The 15,077-nt window shown below is 45.6% G+C and carries 15 protein-coding genes; 11 read left to right on the top strand and 4 right to left on the bottom strand.

The window, feature by feature from the left end; all coding sequences use genetic code 11:
- The first annotated feature begins 41 nt into the window (after window positions 1-41).
- The 5 genes from ftsH (at window position 42) to thiD (ending at window position 6,026) form a co-directional block, all read left to right on the top strand.
- Window positions 42-1,964, top strand: a complete 1,923-nt coding sequence (gene ftsH, locus AC5EF3_RS13795; RefSeq protein WP_015828231.1) for an ATP-dependent zinc metalloprotease FtsH — start codon at window positions 42-44, stop codon at window positions 1,962-1,964.
- An 86-nt stretch (window positions 1,965-2,050) separates the two neighbouring features.
- Complete coding sequence (locus AC5EF3_RS13790; RefSeq protein ID WP_493548462.1) at window positions 2,051-3,022, top strand: Gfo/Idh/MocA family protein; 972 nt, start codon at window positions 2,051-2,053, stop codon at window positions 3,020-3,022.
- 145 nt (window positions 3,023-3,167) lie between these two features.
- Window positions 3,168-3,995: a dihydropteroate synthase gene (gene folP, locus AC5EF3_RS13785; protein ID WP_015828233.1), complete on the top strand. Its 828-nt coding sequence runs from the start codon at window positions 3,168-3,170 to the stop codon at window positions 3,993-3,995.
- Between the two features lie 130 nt (window positions 3,996-4,125).
- The gene (locus AC5EF3_RS13780; protein WP_493548461.1) at window positions 4,126-5,181 is read left to right on the top strand and encodes a toll/interleukin-1 receptor domain-containing protein; all 1,056 of its coding nucleotides are present in this window, start codon (window positions 4,126-4,128) and stop codon (window positions 5,179-5,181) included.
- On the top strand, window positions 5,178-6,026 hold the full coding sequence (gene thiD, locus AC5EF3_RS13775) for a bifunctional hydroxymethylpyrimidine kinase/phosphomethylpyrimidine kinase (RefSeq protein ID WP_493548460.1): 849 nt from the start codon (window positions 5,178-5,180) through the stop codon (window positions 6,024-6,026). Before AC5EF3_RS13780 ends, thiD begins: the two co-directional genes overlap by 4 nt.
- Here thiD and AC5EF3_RS13770 read toward each other — a convergent pair.
- Window positions 6,016-6,477, bottom strand: coding sequence for a DMT family transporter (locus AC5EF3_RS13770; RefSeq protein ID WP_493548459.1), 462 nt, complete (start codon window positions 6,475-6,477; stop codon window positions 6,016-6,018). The two genes, thiD and AC5EF3_RS13770, sit on opposite strands and share 11 nt — an antisense overlap.
- Before the next feature lie 133 nt (window positions 6,478-6,610).
- On the opposite strand from AC5EF3_RS13770, the gene AC5EF3_RS13765 reads away from it, so the two are divergent.
- Window positions 6,611-7,477, top strand: a complete 867-nt coding sequence (locus AC5EF3_RS13765; protein WP_493548458.1) for a PhzF family phenazine biosynthesis protein — start codon at window positions 6,611-6,613, stop codon at window positions 7,475-7,477.
- A gap of 32 nt (window positions 7,478-7,509) precedes the next feature.
- On the opposite strand, the gene AC5EF3_RS13760 is transcribed toward AC5EF3_RS13765, so the two are convergent.
- Window positions 7,510-8,853, bottom strand: coding sequence for a methyl-accepting chemotaxis protein (locus tag AC5EF3_RS13760; RefSeq protein ID WP_493548457.1), 1,344 nt, complete (start codon window positions 8,851-8,853; stop codon window positions 7,510-7,512).
- A gap of 246 nt (window positions 8,854-9,099) precedes the next feature.
- Between AC5EF3_RS13760 and AC5EF3_RS13755 the strand changes: the two genes are divergently transcribed.
- From AC5EF3_RS13755 to AC5EF3_RS13740, 4 genes are all read left to right on the top strand, one after another.
- Window positions 9,100-10,260 carry a phosphoserine transaminase gene (locus AC5EF3_RS13755; RefSeq protein ID WP_493548456.1) on the top strand — a complete coding sequence of 387 codons (1,161 nt, stop codon included), beginning with the start codon at window positions 9,100-9,102 and terminating at the stop codon, window positions 10,258-10,260.
- 3 nt (window positions 10,261-10,263) lie between these two features.
- Window positions 10,264-10,557, top strand: coding sequence for a dATP/dGTP pyrophosphohydrolase domain-containing protein (locus tag AC5EF3_RS13750; protein WP_015828240.1), 294 nt, complete (start codon window positions 10,264-10,266; stop codon window positions 10,555-10,557).
- 52 nt (window positions 10,558-10,609) lie between these two features.
- The gene (gene serA / locus AC5EF3_RS13745) at window positions 10,610-12,187 is read left to right on the top strand and encodes a phosphoglycerate dehydrogenase (protein ID WP_493548455.1); all 1,578 of its coding nucleotides are present in this window, start codon (window positions 10,610-10,612) and stop codon (window positions 12,185-12,187) included.
- 210 nt (window positions 12,188-12,397) lie between these two features.
- Complete coding sequence (locus AC5EF3_RS13740; protein WP_493548454.1) at window positions 12,398-13,039, top strand: trimeric intracellular cation channel family protein; 642 nt, start codon at window positions 12,398-12,400, stop codon at window positions 13,037-13,039.
- On the opposite strand, the gene ruvA is transcribed toward AC5EF3_RS13740, so the two are convergent.
- Window positions 13,036-13,665 (bottom strand): Holliday junction branch migration protein RuvA, encoded by a 630-nt coding sequence (ruvA, locus tag AC5EF3_RS13735; RefSeq protein WP_493548453.1) that lies wholly within the window; start codon window positions 13,663-13,665, stop codon window positions 13,036-13,038. The genes AC5EF3_RS13740 and ruvA overlap by 4 nt on opposite strands.
- Window positions 13,662-14,165, bottom strand: coding sequence for a crossover junction endodeoxyribonuclease RuvC (gene ruvC, locus AC5EF3_RS13730; protein WP_015828245.1), 504 nt, complete (start codon window positions 14,163-14,165; stop codon window positions 13,662-13,664). The genes ruvA and ruvC overlap by 4 nt, the downstream gene beginning before the upstream one ends.
- 160 nt (window positions 14,166-14,325) lie before the next feature.
- Here ruvC and AC5EF3_RS13725 point away from each other — a divergent pair, with 160 nt between their 5' ends.
- On the top strand, window positions 14,326-15,060 hold the full coding sequence (locus AC5EF3_RS13725) for a hypothetical protein (RefSeq protein WP_015828246.1): 735 nt from the start codon (window positions 14,326-14,328) through the stop codon (window positions 15,058-15,060).
- The last annotated feature ends 17 nt before the right edge of the window (window positions 15,061-15,077 follow it).

Below are 15,077 nucleotides of genomic sequence, written 5' to 3'. Positions count from 1 at the left end.
CTAGTACTATTGTTTAATCCGACCGTTGAAAGGTTTGCCGCATGAACATGCGCAATCTGGCGCTTCTAGGCGTCGTTCTGCTTTTACTCTTCGCTTTCGTCACTTTGGTGCAAGGCAATACCACTCACCAGAATGCTGGTAATATCTCCTATTCTGAATTCCTTCGGAAAGCAGAGAATGGTGAAATCAAAACGGCTATTTTCAAAAGCAATCAGATCTCCGGTCAGGAAACGTCTGAAACGCCCTATGTCACGCACATGCCTCCAATTGAATTTAACCTCGGCGAGAAACTCGCTCAGGATTATGGTGTAGATGTTTCATCCGAGCCTGTGAATCGCGGCGGCGGAATACTCAGCTACCTTGGAAACTTCCTTCCAATCCTGATTATTATTGGGATTTGGTTTTTCCTATGGCGTCAAATGCAAGGCGGCGGTGGTGGCGGTCGCGGCGCGATGTCATTTGGTAAATCCAAAGCTCGCTTGCTAACTGAACGTCAGGGCCGTGTTACATTTGATGATGTGGCCGGCGTTGATGAAGCCAAAGAAGAACTTCAAGAAATCGTCGAATTTCTGCAAGAGCCAGGAAAATTCCAACGCCTTGGTGGTAAGATCCCCAAAGGTGCCTTGCTTGTTGGTCCTCCGGGAACAGGTAAGACTTTGATTGCCCGCGCTGTTGCTGGTGAAGCCAATGTGCCCTTCTTCACGATATCAGGTTCTGATTTCGTTGAAATGTTTGTGGGTGTCGGTGCGTCTCGTGTTCGTGACATGTTTGAACAAGCTAAGAAAAACGCACCTTGTATCATCTTTATCGATGAGATTGATGCGGTGGGTCGTTCTCGTGGTGCCGGAATGGGCGGCGGAAACGATGAGCGCGAACAAACACTCAACCAATTGCTTGTGGAAATGGATGGATTTGAGGCCAATGAAGGTATCATCCTGATTGCTGCAACCAACAGACCAGACGTACTAGACCCTGCTCTGCTTCGTCCGGGTCGTTTTGACCGTCAAGTTGTTGTTGGAAACCCAGACATTGTTGGGCGTGAGAAAATCTTAAAAGTTCACATGCGCAATGTACCTATGGGCAAAGATGTCGAAGTCAAAACAATAGCACGCGGAACACCAGGTTTCTCTGGTGCAGATCTAGCCAACCTTGTGAATGAAGCAGCCCTGCTCGCTGCACGTCGCGGAAAACGCGTTGTTGCTATGCGTGAGTTTGAAGACGCTAAAGACAAGGTCATGATGGGGCCTGAACGCAAATCCATGGTGATGTCTGAAAAAGAGAAAATTCTGACTGCATTCCACGAAGCGGGACACGCTATTGTGGCGATGAATGTGCCCGAAGCGGACCCTGTTCACAAAGCGACTATCATTCCTCGCGGACGTGCACTCGGGATGGTGATGCGCCTGCCAGAAGAAGACAAGCTGTCAGAGAACTTCACTCAAATGACGTCTTTCCTCGCCATTGCTATGGGCGGGCGCGTTGCAGAAGAGTTGAAATTTGGAAAAGAGAAAATCACATCCGGTGCATCTTCAGATATCCAACAAGCCACACGTTTGGCGCGTGCTATGATAACACGCTGGGGTTTCTCTGATAAAATTGGAACGATTGATTATTCCGATGACAATGGTGGCAATACATTCCTTGGCCAACAAATCGGTAATTCCAGTTCTATATCTAGCGGCACAGCAAAGATTATCGAAGAAGAAGTGCGTCGTCTAATCGACGAGGCAAACGAAACAGCACGCCGTATTTTGACAGAAAAAAATGATGACTGGATCGCTTTGTCTGAAGGTCTTCTTGAATATGAAACGCTTTCAGGAAAAGAAATCAACGAGCTGATTAAAGGTAACCCGCCTGAACGTCCTGATGATTTTGATGCAGGTCCAACTTCGGCTGTGCCAGTAGTGAAGCCAAAGAAAAAGCCCAAAGGCGAACTTGGCGGCACTGAGCCTGAAGGCGCTTAAACTCGCCAATCTTACAATCTAAATATTACATAAATGCCCAGACCCAAATGTCTGGGCATTTATATTCAAATCTGGGAGAAACTCATATGTCAAAATATATCCGCTGGGGCATTTTAGGCGCATCAAATTTTGCTAAAAAGACAATGGCTCCCGCGATTCATGAAGCTGAAAATGGATGCCTGAAAGCCATTGCGACCAGCTCGCCTCAAAAAGTTGCGCCATTCGCTGCACTCGCTCCAGAAATTGAAATATTTGATAGTTATGATGCCCTTTTAGCTTCACCAGATATTGATGCTATCTATATTCCCCTTCCCAATCATATGCATGTGGAATGGTCTCAAAAAGCTGCTCGTGCTGGCAAACATGTATTATGTGAAAAACCAATCGCGCTGAATGCAAAAGACATTGATCAGTTAATTCAGACGCAAAAAGAAACCGGAAAGCTAATTGCTGAAGGTTTCATGGTTACACATCACCCGCAATGGGAATATGTACGCAACCTCTTATCTTCCAATGCGATCGGCCAACTAAAACACGTCCAAGGTGTATTCACTTTTTTCAATGATGATGCGACCAACATACGCAATAAGTCAGACGTTGGCGGCGGAGCATTGTATGATATTGGTGTCTATCCCGTCGTCACAGCCCGTTATGCTCTTGGTGAAGATCCGACTGTAAAATCATGCCAATCAGTGTGGGAAAATGGTATTGATACGATATCACGTGGACAATTGGAATTTTCCAATAATGTCAGCTTTGATTTTTATGTCTCGATGAGAATGAACCTTAGACAAGAAATGGTATTTCACGGCACTCAAGGTTTTATCCGCGTGAACACGCCATTTAACGCGACCCAAGTGCGTGCAACCTATGTCGAAACCATACATGCAGACGGCACTGAAACCGTCCAGCACTTTCCTTCGGATCGTCAGTATGTTCTTCAGGTTAGCGCGTTCAACAATGCTATTTTAAACAATACGCCTTTTCCATGCACGCTTGAATTCTCAAAGGGCAATCAAACAGTCATTGATTCATTGCTTGATCTAGGTCGCAGTTAAACTCGGCCAAGTTGAAATAATAAAGTTGGCGAGGAAACACACTGCTTGAACCCCTCTCTCTAGCATTCCCAAAATCGTTTGTGTAAGATTTCGTCAACTGCCTTGGATTGCCAAAGACAACGCCTCACACAGCATTTGGATAGATATGCCTAAATCCCCCTCCGTCATGGGAATAATCAATGTCACGCCCGATTCATTCTCGGATGGAGGCCAATATTCCGCAGCTGATATCGCCATCGAGCATGGCTTAAATCTTGTTTCACAAGGTGCAGACTGGCTTGATATAGGAGGCGAAAGTACGCGTCCGGGTGCTATGCCCGTTTCCGCCATTGATGAAATAGCTCGCACTTTACCTGTTATAACTGGTCTGCGTGCTAATACTGACGCCCTCATTTCTATAGATACTATGAAGCCTGATGTAGCTATTGCCGCCATACAAGCAGGTGCTGATATGTGGAATGATGTCAGTGCGGGCCGCTTTGCTGAAGACAGTCTTGAAATAGCAGCCCAACTCAATTGCAAATTATGCCTCATGCATATGCAGGGTGAACCACGATCAATGCAGGTAGCGCCTCGATATGAAGATGTCGTCAGCGAAGTTGCAGCCTTCCTTGTTGAGCGTAAAAACAAAGCCATAAAAGCAGGCGTCAAAGCTAGCAATATCTGGGTTGATCCGGGAATTGGATTTGGCAAAACACTCAAACATAATACTGAATTAATGAGAAATTTGGACTCACTGAGCGAAGCGACAGGCCTACCGATTTTATTTGGTGCATCCCGCAAACGATTTATTGCTGAAATAGACCCTCAAGCTCAAAATGCTGATCAACGCCTTGGTGGTTCGATTGCTGTGGCACTCAATGCCGCCGAGCATGGGGCAGATATTATCCGTGTACATGATGTGCAAATTACAAAACAAGCCCTCAAGGTCCATGCATATCTAGCAAATTCAGCAATGGACGATGACCTCTAATCCAAACTCATTAATAAAAATGCGTGGGTTTAGAAACGAATATCAAAAAACACAGCTTATGTGCCTTTATTCCAAGATGGGTTATTGGCATGGTTAAAATTGATAGCATGTAGATAATGCGGGGTCTCTCATGGCAGATATTTTCATTTCATATAAAAAAGAAGATGCAGGACGAGTCGTCCGCATCGTTGAAGGACTTCGCGAAGCTGGATTTTCAGTCTGGTGGGACCATGGCATTGCCCCGGGTAGCCAATGGGACCAAACCATTCAAAAAGAACTGACAGAAGCAAAAATGGTCATGGCTGTCTGGTCTGAGCTTTCAATATCTGCACCTTGGGTCAAAGAAGAAGCCGGCGTTGGTAAAGCACGCGGCAAACTACTCCCCGTCCGTATTGATGAAGTTGATCCACCATTGGGTTTTGGTCTCATTCAGATGGCAAACCTCATTGATTGGGATGGAGATACAAATGATCAACACTGGGAGCATTTCCTAGCAGCGGCCAAAGCGACGCTTTCTGGTGAACCCGTTGAAGGATTGGAACGCCCTGTAAAGCGCAAATCAGTCTGGTTAAAAATGTTGCCAATATTGGCGCTCATTGCACTGGTCGTCGGTGTGGGCATATTTGTGCTAACAAAGTTAGACTCTATATTAGGCGTATCAGTTGATTATGATAATGGCACTAGCTCAGAATATTCACGTAAATCTGCAACACCAAGTCAGGCTGAAAGTGATTTATTTGAAAAGGCTGGTCAAAGTACATTAAAAGCTGACTATCTGGATTACTTAAAAATCTATCCTCAAGGTACATTTGCAAAGAAAATTCGTGAGGAAATATTGCCATTCTGCTCATACGAACAACGCGACAAATGGATACCCATCCCAATGCCCGCTGGCCAAATGATACGCGCGACATCAGATACGTCCGTTTATGATTTAGAAAAACAGATATTCCCGGACCGTGAAGCTGCGTGTTCTATGGCGCAATCTAATTTCGAACGTCAGGTAGAAAAACTCTGTAAAAACTTCACGTCCTCACCTAATTCTCGCAATCCAGAACTAACTGTTACACATGCTGACAAGTGTGATTGCCAAGAATTTAACGGTGAATGGATGTGTTTTACAGACTCCACTTATGCATGTTCATGGGAAACAAAATCATTTGAAAATGTTGAGGTATGCAAGTGAGTGATACGCCCCAAAACTTAGGTCGCGTCCTTGTCATTGCCGGATCTGATTCTAGTGGTGGTGCCGGTATACAAGCCGATATCAAAACCATCACCATGCTTGGAGGCTATGCTGCAACAGCCATAACAGCACTCACAATTCAAAACACATTGGGCGTTAGCGGCATTGTTCCTGCCCCTGTGCAAGCTGTTACAGAGCAGATGCGTGCTGTCCTTTCAGATATTGGTGCAGATACCATAAAAACAGGTATGTTGGGCGATAAAAAACTAATTGAAGCACTCGCTCAGGCTTTTGCAGATCAAGCCAAAGATATTCCCCGTATCGTAGACCCTGTCATGGTGGCGACATCAGGTGACAGACTACTTCCTTCCGAAGCGGTTGATGCTGTAAAAGTTCTAATGCTGCCCAATGCCATTGTTACGCCCAATGCTCCAGAAGCCGGCCTTTTAACAGGCAAAGAAGTGTTCGACCTTAACGGTCAACGCCGTGCCGCCGAACGCATATTGGAAGCCGGTGCCAAGGCCGCAATTGTGAAAGGTGGCCACATTGAGGGAGATGTGATCATTGATTTAATCGCAACGCCTGAAGGGGAAATATTTTGCGAACATGCCCGCATTGAAGGCAATTCCACACATGGTACGGGATGTACACTTGCATCTGCGACCGCAACAGGACTTGCCCAAGGCCTAACGCTAGAACCAGCCTTCCGGCGCGCACAAGCTTATGTTTCCCAAGCAATAAAATTGGCTCCCGGATATGGCCGTGGACACGGGCCACTTGATCATGGTTGGCCAGTAAAGCACCCCGACCTTGCAGACAAAATTTTAGGAAAATTCAAGGCTTAAGAATGAGCCAAGCTCCGCCAAATAGCGCGACTACACCAGCTATTTTTTCTAACGTCACTGGCCGCACATCTTGTCCAAATGCACCGAAATGATCAAAAATCAAAGCAGCTATCAATTGACCAGCAAGTAGAACTGCAAACCAGACTGTTACTCCAACACGTGGAACGCCAAAAGCTGTAGATGCAACCATATACGACCCTGCGACCCCGCCTAATAATGCCCACCAAGGTGCTGTTGAAAGCCGCGTCATAGATGGTGCACCATGCCCTGATAAGAACATCATTACCCCAAGGATAAGCCAACCACCCGTGAAAGATATAAACGCCGCCTGAATTGGACTGCCCAAGACCTGATTGAGCTTTCCATTCACCATCCCCTGCGCTGAAACAAGGACCCCTCCTGCAAACGCAGCAGCTAGAAGGAAAAAACCTGTTAATCCGGCAGATGACATATGACAGCCTCGTCGTTTGAAATTTTGAGAAATACAACTTCCACAATTTGCCTGCGTAATCTATCTATTAATCAAGTTTTCCAATCGTGATTATATAATTAAGCATATTATCCCAACTAAGATTGCAAGTATCATGGCTCAGTATCGCTTTTTCCAAATTGACGCTTTCACAAACGAAGCTTTGAAGGGTAACCCTGCTGCAATTATTCCGCTGGATTCATTTCTGCCCACAGAGAAAATGCAAGCTATTGCAGCAGAAAATAACGTCGCCGAAACAGCTTTCATCGTATCAAAAGGCAATGATGTTTGGGATATCCGCTGGTTTACGCCTAGCGTTGAAGTTCCGTTATGTGGACATGCCACATTAGCCAGCGCTTATGTATTGTTTGAAACAGATCAGGTTCACAGCCAACAAATCACATTTCAAACAACCCATTCAGGAAACCTCTTTGTTTCACGTCTAGAAGATGGGCGTCTGGAAATGGATTTCCCTGCGTATAAGAGTGAAAAAATCAATCTTCCTAACCCCAAAGACATCCCTGAAGATGGCGTTTGGTCAGGATCATTCCTGCTTGCAGACTTTACGTCAGCATTACGAGACACACCGTCAGAATTATGGTCTGGACCGTTTATGCTTGCTATTTTCAGTGATGCTGAAACAGTCCGCAATCTCAAACCCGACACAAAAGCTATATCCAAACTTTCGCTAGGACATGAGGGTGATACTGGTAATCTAATATGCACCGGAATTGACGGTGCGACACATGATGTCGTATCTCGCGTTTTCTGTCCCGGTTCAGGCATCCCTGAAGACCCTGCAACAGGGTCGGCGCATTGCATGATTGCTCCACTTTTCTCCAAGATCTTGGATAAGCAAAGCTTAAATTGTTTTCAGGCTTTCCCTGGGCGCGGCGCTGATATTGCGACACGCTTGGAGGGAGACCGCGTAAAACTCATTGGAAGTGCTGTCCTCGTAATAGATGGCCATTTTAATTTATAAACAGCTATCCATTGCGAGGTTGCAACTTTTAACTAGGCAGCTTTCAACAATTGAAGGAATGCGCGCACTTCCTCGCGAAGCACACTCGCCTGATCACCCAATTCAGCGGAGGACTGAATAACCTTGGAAGACTCAGTTCCTGTATCAACAGCCCCTTGTTTAACGTTGATGATGTGTTCAGAAACTTCCTGTGTACCACGAGCAGCTTCACGCGTGTTCCTAGCGATTTCTTGCGTAGAAGAAGCCTGCTCTTCGACAGCAGCGTTTATTGAAATACTCGTTGAATTGATATTATCAATTTTTGACTGAATCACATCAATAGCTTCCACAGACCGGCTGGTTATAGTCAACATTTCTTCAATTTGAGAACGAATATCACTGGTCGCTTTTGCAGTTTGGCTTGCAAGCTGCTTGACCTCTGAGGCAACCACAGCAAAACCTTTTCCGGCCTCACCTGCACGCGCGCTTTCAATTGTCGCATTTAATGCAAGCAGGTTGGTTTGCTCCGCTATATCAGAGATAAGAGAAATAATATCTCCCACTTTGGACGCGGCAACCGACAGTGAATTAATTGTATTCCCTGTTTCTTGAGCAGTTGTCACTGCTTCAGCTGCGATGCGAGATGCATGGTTCACTTGCTGAGCAATTTCCTGAACCGCCCCTCCCATTTCTTCAGCTGATTTTGCCACCACAGACACATTTGAGGATGTTTGTTCTGCCGCCGCTGACATGGATATTGATTGTTGAGAAGTTGAATCAGCAACCTCCCCCATAGTCCGCGCAGTTAATTCTAAATTCCCCACGGAATTGGCAATTTTATCTACAAAAACGAGAATCTTACTTTCAAAATCTTCGACAATTTTAAAACGCGCTCCATCACGGCTTTGATGACGCAAATTCTCAATTGTTGAAACAGTCAACTCCATGTCCAATAGTGCGGTTTTGGAAACAGCGGCTGAGCATTGCTGAAACAACTGCAAGCCCTTTCGACGTTGAGCAAAAAAGACCTCCGCCAATATGTTATTTAATCGCTCGATTATGAATGAATAACTGCCAATATAAAGATCCAGCGGCAGATCTAATTGCGCATGAACGGCACCAATTTTTTGAACTGAATTGATATACGCTTCACCGAAAGAAGCGGTTAGGATGAGCGTCCAATGGTCAAGCTGCTTGTCTCGCGCATGCTTTTTAACAGCACTATTAAGAAAAAAGCCTGAAGCCGACGAATGCTTATCGAAATGCTTGTATAAATCATCCAATATCGATGGCAGAGCTTCTAATATAATAGGAGATGCTTGTTTTAGATAATTTCGATAATTAGCGTCCATTCCAATAAATGTCAGCCTATTTTCTAGCTCAATATTGCTAGTCATTATAATCGTCCTGCTTCTTAATATAGCTGTCATAGCAAGAGCATAATTCATCTCGCATTCGAGTTTTCTATATTGTTTTGATATGGTTAATACTTCAGCTTATTTGTTTAACTCGAGGTAAATTTATAGAACAAATGTACAATATTTTAATGGCTTGACGTCCCTTCAAATTTGCGAGACACAGACTGCGGGCCAAGCGTCCCCAACGGCGCTCAGCCTATCTGTAAGGATAGGAGTACAATTCAGATGACGACACTCACGACACCAGACGTGCGCCCTGCGCGTGCCGAGTTTTCTTCAGGCCCATGTGCCAAACGTCCAGGTTGGACGCCAGCAGCTCTTGAAGATGCTCCCAATGGCCGATCACACCGCGCCAAAATTGGAAAATCCAAACTTAAATTATTAATTGATAAGTCAGCCGAGCTTCTTGGTCTGCCAGCAGGTTACCGTATCGGTATTATGGCTGGTTCGGACACAGGTGCCATCGAAGCTGCTATGTGGTCTATGCTTGGCCCTCGCCCGGTTGATGTATTCGCATGGGAAAGCTTTGGAAATGACTGGGTCACAGATGTGACCAAACAGCTTAAAGTCGACGCAGAAGTACACACTGCCGACTATGGTCAATTACCTGACCTCAGCAAAATTCGCAAAGAAGCTGACGTCATCTTCACTTGGAATGGTACAACATCCGGCGTACGCGTTGCAAATGCTGACTGGATCCCTGCCGATCAAGAAGGCTTGGTTTTCTGTGACGCGACATCTGCTGTTTTTGCCCAAGACCTACAATGGGATAAACTCGATGTTGTAACTTATTCTTGGCAAAAAGTCCTCGGCGGTGAAGGTGCACACGGTATGTTGATACTGTCACCTAAAGCTGTTGAGCGCCTAGAGACATTTACACCAGACCGCCCGCTTCCAAAATTGTTCCGCATGACCAAAAAGGGCAAGTTGAACGAAGGCATTTTTGAAGGTGCAACAATCAACACACCTTCTATGCTAGCTGTGGAAGATTGCCTTGACGCCCTCAACTGGGTTGAAAGCATTGGCGGCGCAAAAGCAACAATGGCACGCGCAGATGCAAACCTCGCTGCTATCGCTAAATTCGTGGAAACTTCTGATTGGGCCGCTTTCCTTTGTGAAGACCAAGCGACACGTTCAAATACATCTGTGACGCTTAAAATCACTGATGCACGTGTGGCTGGCCTTGACACTGATGGACAGCAAGCTTTTGTGAAAAAAATGACTGGCCTTCTCGATAAAGAGAATGTGGCATACGACATTGCGGGATATCGTGATGCACCTCCAGGACTGCGTATCTGGTGTGGTGCAACAGTTGATACATCCGACCTTGAAAAGCTTGGACCTTGGCTTGATTGGGCATTCGCCGCGACAGTTGCAGAGCTATAAATCATGACCGAAACCAGCAAATCTATTCTGGTTTGGGGTGATGAAACGTTTGGTAAAGTCCAAAACCCTGTCGCACTTGTAAAACGTGCGGCAGAAGAAATGGATGAGCTAATCGAAGCCCTTGAAAATGGCGATACCGAAGAAGCCGGTAAAGAAGCAGCAGATGTCACAATCCTGCTTCATCGCCTTATGGGAACCTTAAACAAAGAGCTTGCTGACGAAGTCGACAATAAAATGAAAATCAACAGAAATCGCACGTGGAATTCCATTGGTGACGGCACTGGTGGACATATCTAATTTCCCCTTCCATGTGCACAATTTCAGCGCTTATGCGTAAAAGGATAAAACGATGACAATTAAAGTTCTTATCGGTGACAGCCTAGCTCCTGGAGCTATCGACATTTTCAAAGCTCGCGGCATCGAAGTCGATGTTAAAGTGGGTCTTTCACAAGACGAGCTAGCAGACATTATTGGCGATTATGACGGTCTAGCTGTACGTTCAGCATGTAAACCTAATGCTGCCGTTTTTGCTAAAGCTGACAAGCTAAAAGTGGTTGGTCGTGCGGGTATCGGTGTTGATAATATCGACATTCCAGCCGCCACTGCCAAAGGTGTGGCTGTCATGAACACACCGTTTGGAAACGCAGTTACGACAGCTGAGCACGCTATTGCTATGCTCTTTGCTGCTGCCCGCCAGATACCAGCAGCTTCTGCCCGCACACAAAACGGCGAATGGCCGAAAAAAGACTATGTTGGAACAGAATTGTTCGCAAAAACACTTGGTCTAATTGGTGCCGGGAATATCGGATCTTTGGTTGCTGAGCGCGCGCTTGGTATCAAAATGAAAGTCGTCGCTTTTGACCCATACTTAACAGAAGAACGCGCTGTTGAACTTGGTGTTGAAAAAGTAGAATTAGACGAGTTGCTTGCACGCGCTGACGCAATCACATTGCACACGCCTCTAACTGACCAAACACGAAATATTCTATCTCGTGAAAACTTGGGTAAAACAAAAAAAGGCGTCATCATTGTCAACTGTGCCCGCGGTGGTCTGGTCGATGAAGAAGCTTTGAAAGACCTTCTAGACAATGGTCACATCACAGCAGCAGCGCTTGATGTATTTGAAACAGAGCCAGCCAAAGAACACGCTTTGTTTGGTACACGCGGCTTTATCGCAACGCCTCACCTTGGTGCATCAACCGTAGAAGCTCAAGACAATGTTGCTTTCCAAGTTGCTGAACAAATGGCGGACTATTTGCTAACAGGTGCCGTGTCTAACGCCCTGAACATGCCATCAATCACAGCTGAAGAAGCACCGCGTTTAAAGCCTTTTGCTGAACTTGCTGAGAAGCTTGGTGAGTTTGCTGGTCAAATATCAACTGAAGGCTTTGATGCAGTTGAAATCGATTATGAAGGTGAAGTTTGTGAACTAAACCGCAAGCCACTTACATCTGCGGCTCTGGCTGGAATCATGCGCGCATCAATGAAAGATGTGAACATGGTGTCTGCACCTACAGTTCTTAAAGAGCGCGGCATTGATTTAAAAGAAAGCACACAAGAAGACAGCGACACTTATGATAGCCTAATCCGCATTAAAGTACGCGTTGGTGGTAAATGGCGTACAATCGCTGGTACGATCGTCAACGGACAATCTCGTATTGTTGCCGTCAAAGACATGGCACTAGAAGCAAAATTCCGTCCATTCATTCTCTTCATCAACAATAATGACGAAGCTGGATTTATCGGTAGCCTTGGTTCAATTCTTGGTGAAGCTGGTGTCAATATTGCCACATTTAACCTTGGCCGTGAAGAACAAGGCGGTGACGCAATTGCGATGGTTGGTATTGATCAAGATGTACCAGCTGAAGCAATGGCAAAAATCGAAGCGCTAACTCAAGTGCGTTACGCTAAGGTTTTAAAATTCTAATCGAATTTCCAAACCATATATTCAAAGGACGCCAGACAGGAATTGTCTGGCGTTTTTTATATAATATGGAATGTGCTGTCATATCCTCATTCCTAATGTCCTAGTTTTTGTGTTCAAATAACCATGTTCAGTTGACCTTGCTGACCATTGGCATCACACACTTCATCCTAGATAAACAAACTACTTTATTCTTGCTCATGAGGTCGCAAGTTGGACAATATCCTTCAGTATATTTCCTATATCGGAATTATCGTATTCGCGATTTCAGGTGCATTACTCGGCGTCCAGAAAAAAATGGATGTTGTTGGTGTCACCTTCTTGGCAACAGTTACAGGTGTTGGCGGAGGGACTTTGAGAGATGTTCTTATCGGTGCAACACCGATAAGCTGGGTGACGGACCCAACCAATGTCATTCTTTGTATCATCAGCGCAGTCATAATCTGCTTTTTGAATAAAAGACTGATCGGGATGCGCATGACATGGTTGCTATATGCGGATGCCATCGGACTGGGATTGTTTGGCGTTCTTGGTGCAGCACGAGCTCAGGAAGCAGGTGCTCATCCCATGGCAGCAGTCTTATTTGGTGCTATGAGTGCCAGCTTTGGCGGCATTATCCGCGATGTCATATGCGGTGACAAACCCATCATATTCCACAAAGAAATATATATAAGCGCAGCACTTCTTGGCGGCACAATATATGTGCTCATGCCAGATGCTTGGCTGGGACATGATATCAAAACGATAATAGCAATGGTCTGCGCGATTGCCCTTCGAATGCTGGCAATGAACAGAAGTTGGGTTTTAAAATTTCCAACCTACCCTGAAGACCCACCTAAAGACACCGAAAATTAGCTTGGAGCCAGTGCTTTCAAAGCAGCTTTAATCAAAGCTCCTTCGCTTGCATCTTCACCAAGCTCTTTTGCTGCAACGGCCACTGCACGCTGCGCATCTACGTTTTGATAACCAAGGTTCGTCAGTGCGGATGCAGCCGCAGCACGACTTCCCGTTGAGGCAGAAGAGGCTGATGCTAATCCTTCTACGCCTTCAGATGGCGCAAAGCTAACAGAGAATAAACCTGCTGGCGGCGGCTTGTCTTTAAATTCAGACACAACGCGCTCTGCCAATTTCTTCCCGACGCCATGTGCACGCTGAACAGATGCGGCATCTCCCAATACAATTGCATCCATCAGTTGCGCTGGTGTCAGGGCATCCAGAATATTTAAGGCCGCTTTTGCACCAACACCCGGCGCATCCTGCAACCGTGAGAACCAAGCTCTATCTTCTGCCGTCTCAAATCCATATAATTTTATAGCATTTTCTGACATTTGCGTTTCAACAAAAACTGTATTCTCGCGCCCAATGGTCAATCTAGCTAATGTGCGACCACCGCAAAAAAGCACATACCCAACGCCATTTACATCGATAAGCGCCTGACCATCACCCGTGGCCGCGACAATTCCTTTTAGGCGTGCGATCATGCTGTTTTCCTATAACTTTTAATGTCGCGATGGTTAGCAGTCGTAATCGCAATTGCAAGCGCATCAGCGGCATCAGCCGTCATCGCTTCAGCCTTTGGCAGTAAACGTTTTATCATGAAAGTCACTTGATCTTTATCAGCAGCTCCCGTTCCTACCACGCATTGCTTAACCTTCGTTGCAGCAAACTCCGCCACAGACAATCCTGCCAACGACAAACCAGCCATTGCCGCCCCTCTCGCCTGCCCCAGCAATAAGGTTGATTTGGGATTCACATTGACAAATGTTTCCTCAATGCCGGCCTCATCTGGTTTATGTGTTTCAATCACTTCGTTTAAGCCGTTTACTATAAATGCAAGACGCTCAGACATGGGCAAACTCGTCTTGGGTTTTATCACGCCATGTGAGACCCACAAAAGTTTAGGTCCAACCATATCGATGATGCCCCATCCAGTATTTCTCAGCCCGGGGTCAACTCCTAGAATGCGAACGGCCTTAGACATGAATATCTTCCCATAACTGGTGCGTGAACTGCAAAATAGCGAGTCTTGTTTTGTTCCAGCCTACATCATCTTGATTTTGTGTACCTTACGTTAACGCGATTGTGGTGATTCTTACAAAAATGACTGCTTTTTGTGATATTGGATGCAATTGGACATTCTAATGACAGCTAAAACCGAACTAGCTACATATTCACGCCGCTCTGTTATTGCAGCTGGCGGTGTAAGTCTTTTGCTCACGCCCAAAGCATCAGCGCGCACCCACCCTTTGTTAAAGTTACCTGCCTCTGTTGTCTTTCTTAGAATGGATGAAAACGGAGCAGTCATACCCGGTGAATTAGATCGCCGTATATGGAGCCAATTTTCAATGAATCTTGGCGCGTTGATTTCAAGAATAGAACCAATCCCTCACAATAACCTTTTGCCGGGCGGTGCTCTGGAGACTGGATCAGGTCAAGGCTCTGCCATTCTATCGGCAAGGCTCGCAGCACAAAATCAAGGATATGATTATCTATTGGTTTATGGCGTTGTTTCTAAATCTGAAGGCGTAAAATACCGTACAAAGAAAACAGCCAATCCGGCTTTAAGACTATCTCGACATATCAAAAGCAAACTCCCATTTTGGGATTGGGATTATGCACAAGAGTCTTATGTTGAAACGCGAGCAAGCCATCTAGACATCATGGGTGAAGCTCATCTACTCGATCTGAACGGTGGTGCACCGCTTGCGTCTACTTGGGCAGAACGCCCCAAACGCAACACTTTGGCTAGGTGGACCTCAAAAGATACAAGAGATGATGAGATTGTTTTAAACTTGGCAGATGCAATGCAACGAAAAATCCAAGAATTATCAATGCAAAATTTTGAGTCTCAAAAATCTATCTCCCAACGTTTTTAAGTCGGTAAAATAGCTCA

The organism is Hirschia sp. (assembly GCF_058892565.1).
Note: the sequence above shows the minus strand (reverse complement) of the source record. Positions and strands in the feature narration are given on the sequence as shown.

Excerpts from the sequence above, each read along its gene's own strand:
- ftsH (WP_015828231.1), top strand. The coding sequence starts at position 42 with ATGAACATGCGCAATCTGGCGCTTCTAGGCGTCGTTCTGCTTTTACTC.
- AC5EF3_RS13790 (WP_493548462.1), top strand. The coding sequence starts at position 2,051 with ATGTCAAAATATATCCGCTGGGGCATTTTAGGCGCATCAAATTTTGCT.
- folP (WP_015828233.1), top strand. The coding sequence starts at position 3,168 with ATGCCTAAATCCCCCTCCGTCATGGGAATAATCAATGTCACGCCCGAT.
- AC5EF3_RS13780 (WP_493548461.1), top strand. The coding sequence starts at position 4,126 with ATGGCAGATATTTTCATTTCATATAAAAAAGAAGATGCAGGACGAGTC.
- AC5EF3_RS13770 (WP_493548459.1), bottom strand. The coding sequence starts at position 6,477 with ATGTCATCTGCCGGATTAACAGGTTTTTTCCTTCTAGCTGCTGCGTTT.
- AC5EF3_RS13765 (WP_493548458.1), top strand. The coding sequence starts at position 6,611 with ATGGCTCAGTATCGCTTTTTCCAAATTGACGCTTTCACAAACGAAGCT.
- AC5EF3_RS13760 (WP_493548457.1), bottom strand. The coding sequence starts at position 8,853 with ATGACTAGCAATATTGAGCTAGAAAATAGGCTGACATTTATTGGAATG.
- AC5EF3_RS13755 (WP_493548456.1), top strand. The coding sequence starts at position 9,100 with ATGACGACACTCACGACACCAGACGTGCGCCCTGCGCGTGCCGAGTTT.
- AC5EF3_RS13750 (WP_015828240.1), top strand. The coding sequence starts at position 10,264 with ATGACCGAAACCAGCAAATCTATTCTGGTTTGGGGTGATGAAACGTTT.
- serA (WP_493548455.1), top strand. The coding sequence starts at position 10,610 with ATGACAATTAAAGTTCTTATCGGTGACAGCCTAGCTCCTGGAGCTATC.
- ruvA (WP_493548453.1), bottom strand. The coding sequence starts at position 13,665 with ATGATCGCACGCCTAAAAGGAATTGTCGCGGCCACGGGTGATGGTCAG.
- ruvC (WP_015828245.1), bottom strand. The coding sequence starts at position 14,165 with ATGTCTAAGGCCGTTCGCATTCTAGGAGTTGACCCCGGGCTGAGAAAT.
- AC5EF3_RS13725 (WP_015828246.1), top strand. The coding sequence starts at position 14,326 with ATGACAGCTAAAACCGAACTAGCTACATATTCACGCCGCTCTGTTATT.